This is a genomic window from Luteimonas salinilitoris (assembly GCF_041300785.1).
Lineage (GTDB): Bacteria > Pseudomonadota > Gammaproteobacteria > Xanthomonadales > Xanthomonadaceae > Luteimonas > Luteimonas salinilitoris.
In genome coordinates, this window is the sequence record NZ_JBFWIB010000009.1 from 187,560 (window position 1) to 194,507 (window position 6,948).

Annotated in this window: 5 protein-coding genes and 1 pseudogene; all 6 read right to left on the minus strand. The window is 71.1% G+C overall.

What is annotated here, in order from left to right:
- Positions 1-38: 38 nt before the first annotated feature.
- Positions 39-1,274 carry a TCR/Tet family MFS transporter gene (locus AB5T46_RS14420; RefSeq protein WP_370564713.1) on the minus strand — a complete coding sequence of 412 codons (1,236 nt, stop codon included), beginning with the start codon at positions 1,272-1,274 and terminating at the stop codon, positions 39-41.
- Between the two features lie 146 nt (positions 1,275-1,420).
- The gene (locus AB5T46_RS14425; protein ID WP_370564714.1) at positions 1,421-2,221 is read right to left on the minus strand and encodes a hypothetical protein; all 801 of its coding nucleotides are present in this window, start codon (positions 2,219-2,221) and stop codon (positions 1,421-1,423) included.
- Positions 2,222-2,526: 305 nt separating this feature from the next.
- Positions 2,527-3,720 carry a lytic murein transglycosylase gene (locus AB5T46_RS14430; protein WP_459558942.1) on the minus strand — a complete coding sequence of 398 codons (1,194 nt, stop codon included), beginning with the start codon at positions 3,718-3,720 and terminating at the stop codon, positions 2,527-2,529.
- A 106-nt stretch (positions 3,721-3,826) separates the two neighbouring features.
- Positions 3,827-4,798 (minus strand): annotated as a pseudogene (gene egtD, locus AB5T46_RS14435) (L-histidine N(alpha)-methyltransferase); the annotation flags it as partial.
- Positions 4,795-6,105, minus strand: a complete 1,311-nt coding sequence (egtB, locus tag AB5T46_RS14440) for an ergothioneine biosynthesis protein EgtB (protein ID WP_370564715.1) — start codon at positions 6,103-6,105, stop codon at positions 4,795-4,797. The pseudogene egtD and the gene egtB, both read right to left, overlap by 4 nt.
- A gap of 121 nt (positions 6,106-6,226) precedes the next feature.
- Positions 6,227-6,835, minus strand: a complete 609-nt coding sequence (folE, locus tag AB5T46_RS14445; protein WP_370564716.1) for a GTP cyclohydrolase I FolE — start codon at positions 6,833-6,835, stop codon at positions 6,227-6,229.
- Positions 6,836-6,948 lie beyond the last annotated feature (113 nt).

Here is a 6,948-nt window from a genome sequence, read left to right on the forward strand (position 1 = left end):
ACCCGGGGGCCGGAGCGGATGAAATTTCAATTTGATCGTCAGGCGGGAGCCGGCGCCCGCGCATGGCGCCAGGCGATCGCCACGCCGGCCGACAGCAGCAGCGCCGCCAGCAGCCAGGGCGCACCGGGCAGGTGCATCGGTGCACGCACTCCGATGAACAGTCCGAAGCTCCAGGCGAACAACCCGGGCGCCAGGATGCCGGCGAGCGACACCAGGCTCATCAGCGCACCCTGCACGCGGCCCTGCACCTCGGGGCCCACCTGGCGGGTGATCAGCGCCTGCGTGGCCGGCGCGGCCAGCGCCCACAGCGCGCTGACCGGAATCCCGATCAGGAACACCGGCCCGCTGCCGGCGAGTCCGTAGAACAGGAAACCGGCGACGCCGCAGCCCAGTCCCAGCAGCAGCGTGCAGCGCTCGCCCAGCCAACTCACCGCTCGGCCCACCAGCAACACGTTGACGATCACGCTGCACACGCCGACGGCGGCGAGGATCCAGCCGACCTCGCGCGGTCCCCAGGCGAAGCGGTAGTCGGCGAACAGCACGAAGATGCTGGGGTAGACGTAGTGCGCGAGATTGGCGATGAACACCACCGCGGCCAGCCCGAACACCTGCGGATAGCGCCGCAGCAGCCGCAACGAGCCGAGCGGATTGGCGTGCGCCCATTCGAAGCGGGCGCTCCGCCGCTCCGGCGGCAACGACTCCGGCAACACCAGCAGGCCGTAGCCGAAATTGAGCAGCGCCAGTCCCGCCGCGAACCAGAACGGCAGCCGCAGGTGGATATCGCCGAGCCAGCCGCCGAGCAGCGGCCCGGCGATGAAGCCGATGCCGAACGCGGCACCGAGCAGTCCATAGCTCTTGGCGCGCTGCTCCGGCGGCACCACGTCGGCCACATAGGCGTTGGCGGTGGTGAAGCTGGCCGAGGTGATGCCGGCGACGATGCGCCCGATCAGCAGCAGCGGCAGCGTGTCGGCCAGCGCCATGAACACGAAATCCAGGCCCAGCCCCAGGCACGACAACAGGATCACCGGGCGCCGGCCGTAGCGGTCCGACAGCGCGCCCTGCACCGGCGCGGTGACGAACTGGATCGCGGCGAAGATCACCCCGAACGCGCCCACCCAGTACGCCGCGTGCGCGGTATCGCCGCCGACGAAGTCCTCGATCAGGTGCGGCAGCACCGGAATGATCAGTCCGAACGCCAGCACGTCGATCAGCACCACGACGAAGATGAAGGCGAGCGCGGCCTTGCGCGCGGGAACGCTGGCGGGTGGCGTCACGGAGCGTGTTCGCGATGGCGGGACGGACGCGGATTATCGTCCGGTTGACGGTCGCGGGCCATCGCGGGCCATCTGTTGGGCACGACGGCAACGCCCCGGCATCGGGCGATGCCGGGGCGAATGCGATGTTTTTACTTGTTTGCCGCTCAGCGGTTGGCGAGCAACCGGGTGGTGTTCACCGCGAGCTGTTCCACCGCATTGCCGTAGGCGCCGTGGCCCCCGTTGGCATAGACGTCATGGCCCTGGGCGAAGGATGCGGTGACGTTCGCGGCGATGTCGCGGGCCTGGGTGAACTGGCCCTGCAGCGCACCGTCCAGCGATGCCACCGCGTCGGCGGCGCTGGCGAAGTCGCCGCGGGTGGCGGCGTCCATCAGGCCCCTTGCGGTGGTCTGCACGTCGCTCAGCGAGCGCGCGACCGCGCCGAGGTCGCCGATGTCCGGCGTGCGGCCGTTGGTCAGCGCGCCGGCGGCCAGCGAGCTCAACGCCCCCTGCAGCGAGGTATTGGCCCCGGGGATCTGGCCGGCGAACTTGTCGATGGCGAAATTGGCGAACGGCTGCACCGCCGCCGGCAGGTTGTCGGCGACCGCGCTGCGCGCCGCCTCGCTGAGGCTGCCGCCGAGCAGGCCGTTGACCACGCCCATCACCGCGCCCGGCAGGCCGCCGGTGATCGCGCCCATGACCGCGGCGCCGATGATGCCCTCCAGGTCCTTCGCGTCGAGGCCGAGCGCATCGGCGATCTGCCCGAGGGCGCCGTCGATGCCCATCGCGTCGGTCATCGAACCGAGCGCGGTGCCGATCGCCTCGCTCAGCGAATCGACCGCGTCGCCCAGCGCTTCGGCGGCATTGCCGATCGCGTCGCTGGCCGAGGTGTCGCTGCCGGTGCTGCCCGTACCGTTGCCGTTGCCGCTGCCGCCGACGCCGCCGGCACCATCGCTTCCATCGCTCATGGCGGATCCTCCTGAGATTGGTTCCGGACCCGAGGCTAGATCGGATCGGCGCGGGTCGAAAGCTGGGGCAGACCCGAGGTCCATATGCGTCGATCGGCGCACTGCGGACGGAGCGTCGCCGCAGGGGCGCGCCATGCGCGCGATGCCCGCGCGACCACAGTCTGCCAATTCCGGCACCTGGGAGAAGGCAGATCCGTAGAGCGGAGCTTGCTCCGCTGTGCGGGTTTCCGGAGCCGGGACCTGTAGAGCCGAGCTTGCTCGGCTACGCGGGTTCGGGAGCCGGGAGCAGCGGAGCAAGCTCCGCTCTACGGCGAGGTCAGCGCCTCGAGGATCCTGCGGCCGGCGCGGCCGTCGGCCGGGCTCAGCCCGAGGCGCCGCTGCTCGGCCTGGATCGCGCGCCGGGTGTTGCTGCCGACCATGCCGTCGACCTCGCCGATGTCGTGGCCGCGATCGAGGAGCAATTGTTGCAACTGGCGGCGCTGCGCACGCGACAGGCCGGGATCGTCGGTCGGCCAGGCGGCGACCAGGCCGTCGCCGCCGCGCAGGCGGTCGGACAGCAGCGCGATCGCCAACGCGTAGCTTTCGGCGGCGTTGTACGCATAGATCGCGTCGTAGTTGCGGAACACCAGGAACGCGGGGCCGTCGCGCCCGGCCGGGACCAGCAGTGCCGCCTGGGTCGATGGCGGCAGCGACGAGCGCGCGATCTCGCTGCCGTCGTGATGGCGCACGCCGCGCGCGGTCCAGTCGGACAGCGCTCGCCGCCGGGTGCGCCCGGCCAGGGACGCATCGAAACCCGCCGGCAGCCGCACCTCGAAGCCCCAGGGCTGCGCCGTGCGCCAGCCGGAGCGCTTGAGGTAATTGGCGGTGGAGGCGAGCGCGTCGGGAATGCTGTCGACCAGGTCGCGGCGGCCGTCGCCGTCGAAATCGACCGCGATCCGCGCGTAGGTGGAAGGAATGAACTGGGTATGGCCGAATGCGCCGGCCCAGGAACCGTCGAGTCCTTCGGCATCGATGTCACCGTCCTGCAGCAGCTTCAGCGTGGCGAGGAACTCGCCGCGAAAGAAATCGCGACGCCGGCCGCTGCACGACAGCGTCGACAACGACACCAGCAGCGGCCGCTTGCCGAAGGTCTTGCCGTAGTCGCTCTCCACGCCCCAGACCGCGACCACGGTCTCGGGATCGACGCCGTACGCGCTCGCCACGCGCGCCAGGAGGTCGCGGTGGGTGTCCAGCATCGTGCGACCGTCGGCGACGCGTTCGTCGTCGACCAGGCCGGCCAGGTAGTCCCAGATCGGCGTCGTGAACTCCGGCTGCGCATCGAGCAGCTCCAGTACCGACGGGTCCGGCTGCAGGCCGGCGGTGTGGCGCTCGAAGGTGGCGGCCGACACGCCCTTGGCCGCGGCGGCGGGCTTCAGCCCGGCCAGGCAACGCTCGAAGGCGGGATCGGCGTGCACGGCGAAGGCAGGCGCGAGCAGCAGCAGGCAGGCGAGGCGTTTCATCGGCAGGGCTCGGACTGCGGGTGGCTTGAGGTGCGGGCTATTCACCGGCACCGCCCGTGGCGACGGCCCATTTCTCACTGCGGCGGAAATGGCGGCCGGGCGCGGCCGGACGCAGCAGGCGCAGCCCGTACCAGTCGGCCGCGTCGTTCCAGGCCGCGGCCGGCGTCAGCCCGGCGCGCGCGGCGATCGCCCCGAAGCCGGCATCGGTGTACTTGTGGCTGTATTCGACCTGCATCGCCTCGCCGGCGGCGAAGTCGAACGCATGGCCGCCTACGTGCACGCGCTGCGCGCGGCGGCTGACCAGCCAGGTCTCGATGCGGCCGCGCTCGCGCGAATAGCGCGCCCGGTGGCGAAACTGCCCGAGATCGAAATCGCTGCCGATCTCACGGTTGAGCCGTGCCAGCAGGTTGAGGGTGAAGGCGGCGGTGACGCCGGCGGCGTCGTTGTAGGCCGCCTCGATCGTGGCCGGATCCTTGTCCAGGTCGATGCCGATCAGCGCCAGCCCGTCATCGCCGATGGTGTCGCGCATCGCGCGCAGCAGCTGCACCGCCTCGTCCTCGACGAAATTGCCCAGGGTCGAGCCGGGAAAGAACGCCAGCGTGCGCCGCGGCGCCCGCCGCGGCGACGGCAACGCCACCGGATGGGTGAAATCGGCGCAGACCGGCAGCATCTCGATCCGCGGGAAACGCCCTTCCAGCCGCGCCACGCTGTCGAGCAGCGCCGCGCGCGAGATCTCGATCGGGGTGTAGGCAACCGCGTCGTCCAGCCCGGCCAGCAGGGTTTCGGTCTTGCGTCCGCTGCCGCTGCCGTACTCGACTACGTGCACGCGCGCGCCGACCGCCGCGGCGATGTCGGGCATGCGCCGCTGCAGCAGCGCCGACTCGGTGCCGGTGAGGTAGTACTCCGGCTGACGGGTGATCTGCTCGAACAGCATCGAGCCGCGCGCATCGTAGAAATACTTCGACGGCAGCCGCTTGGGCGTGGCCGAGAGCCCGGCGATCGCGTCGTCGACGATCCGGTCGCGCCCCGGTTGCAGGTCGACCAGTTCGGCATCGGGCGCGGCGCGCATGTCCATCATGCGTCCCGCGCCAGCCGCAGCCCGGCGAACTGCCAGCGCGCCTGCGGCGGGAAGAAGTTGCGATAGCTGGCGCGCATGTGGTCGCGCGGGGTGGCGCAACTGCCTCCGCGCAGCACCCATTGGCCACACATGAACTTGCCGTTGTACTCGCCGAGGCTACCGGGCAGCGCACGGAAACCCGGATACGCCGAGTACGCGCTCGCGGTCCATTCCCAGACATCGCCGTAGAGCTGCGCGAAGCCGTCGTCCATCGCGGCGGCGGCGTCGACGCATGGCGCCTGCGGCTCCAGGCCGTCGTCGTCGGCGAAGTGGCCGGCCACCGGCCGCGCCGCGGTCGCCAGTTCCCACTCCGCCTCGGTCGGCAGGCGCGCACCGGCCCAGCGCGCATACGCATCGGCCTCGTAGTAGCTCAGATGGCAGACCGGCGCGTGCGGATCGAGTTCGCGCACGCCGCCGAGCGTGAACGCGTGCCGCAGGTCGTCGTGCCAGTACAGCGGCCGCTGCCAGCCTTCGGCCTGCGCCCGTGTCCAGCCGTCGCTCAGCCACAGGCCCACCTCGCGATAGCCGCCGTCCTCGACGAAGCCGCGGTATTCGGCATTGCTCACCGGGCGGCTGGCCAGCGCGTGCGCGGGTACCAGCACGCGGTGGCGCGGCGATTCGTTGTCGAAGGCGAATCCGCCGGCGTCGGGCCAGGCCGGCGCACCGATCGCGGCGATGCGCTCGCCGGCCGCGATCCAGCGCAGCGGCGTGTCCGCGCCGCCGCGTCGCTCGGGCAAATCGTCGCGATAGGCCGGCCGCAGCGGGTTGCACCACAACCCGTGCTTGATGTCGGTCAGCAGCAGCTCCTGATGCTGCTGTTCGTGCTGCAGGCCGAGTTCCAGCCGCTGCAGCGCCTCACGGCCGAGGCCGCCACCGGCGAGGCGGCGGTCGATGCGCGCGTCGATTTCGGTACGGTAGTCGCGCACCTGCGCAAGGCCCGGCCGCGACAGCAGCCCGCGCCGCGGTCGCGCATGCATCGGCCCGATGCTCTGGTAGTAGCTGTTGAACAGGTAGTCCCAGTCCGGATGCAGCGGCGGGTAGCCGGGATCCGCGGCGAGCACGAAGCGCTCGAAGAACCAGGTGGTATGGGCGAGGTGCCACTTGGCCGGACTGGCGTCGTCCATGCTCTGCACCATCGCGTCTTCCGGCGACAGCGGCGCGGCCAGCCGCGCGCTGCGTGCGCGCACGTGCCGGAACCGCTGGGCCAGCAACTCCGGTGGTGGCACGGCGGCAGCCGGATCGCGAGGGTCTGCGGCCGGAGATGACATGCCGACAGAATACCGCGATTGCCGGTCGTGTCGGGCGCCCGCTCCACCCCGCGTTTACGAAACCGACGGACTTCGGCGCGTGCGGCGACCACCGCGAAGACGCGCCGCGGCGGGCGGCATCTCAGCGCCGCTGGCCGTTGCCGACCTCGATGAAGCGCAGGAACTCGGCGCGGGTGCGCGCGTCCTCGCGGAACGAACCGAGCATGGTCGAGGTGATCATGCTCACCCCGCGCTTGTGCACGCCGCGGGTGGTCATGCACTCGTGCGCGCCTTCCACCACCACGCCGACGCCCAGCGGCTGCAGCGCGCGCTGGATGCAGCCGGCGATCTGCGCGGTCATCTTCTCCTGCACCTGCAGGCGCTTGGCATAGGCCTCGACCACGCGCGCCAGCTTGCTGATGCCGACCACCTTGCCGTCCGGCAGGTAGCCGACGTGCACGCGGCCGATGATCGGCGCCATGTGGTGCTCGCAGTGGCTCTCGTACTCGATGTCGCGCAGCACGATCATCTCGTCGTAGCCCTCAACCTCCTTGAAGGTGCGGGCGAGATAATCGTCCGCGTCCAGGGCGTAGCCGCTGAACCATTCACGGTAGGCCTTGGCCACGCGCGCCGGCGTGTCCAGCAGGCCCTCGCGCGCCGGGTCGTCGCCGGCCCAGCGCAGCAGCGTGCGCACCGCCTCTTCCGCCTGCGCGCGGCTGACGGCGGGTGACTCGTCGGAATGATCGGCCATGGGCAACGGTTGGCGGGGAAGAAGCGCCATGTTACCGCGCGGCCGCCGGCCGCGCCGCCGCTAGGGCCTGTTAACGCTTCCCGAGCAGGTCGCGCCGGGCCTGAGGGTGTGCG

Excerpts from the sequence above, each read along its gene's own strand:
- AB5T46_RS14425 (WP_370564714.1), bottom strand. The coding sequence starts at position 2,221 with ATGAGCGATGGAAGCGATGGTGCCGGCGGCGTCGGCGGCAGCGGCAAC.
- AB5T46_RS14430 (WP_459558942.1), bottom strand. The coding sequence starts at position 3,720 with ATGAAACGCCTCGCCTGCCTGCTGCTGCTCGCGCCTGCCTTCGCCGTG.
- egtB (WP_370564715.1), bottom strand. The coding sequence starts at position 6,105 with ATGTCATCTCCGGCCGCAGACCCTCGCGATCCGGCTGCCGCCGTGCCA.
- folE (WP_370564716.1), bottom strand. The coding sequence starts at position 6,835 with ATGGCCGATCATTCCGACGAGTCACCCGCCGTCAGCCGCGCGCAGGCG.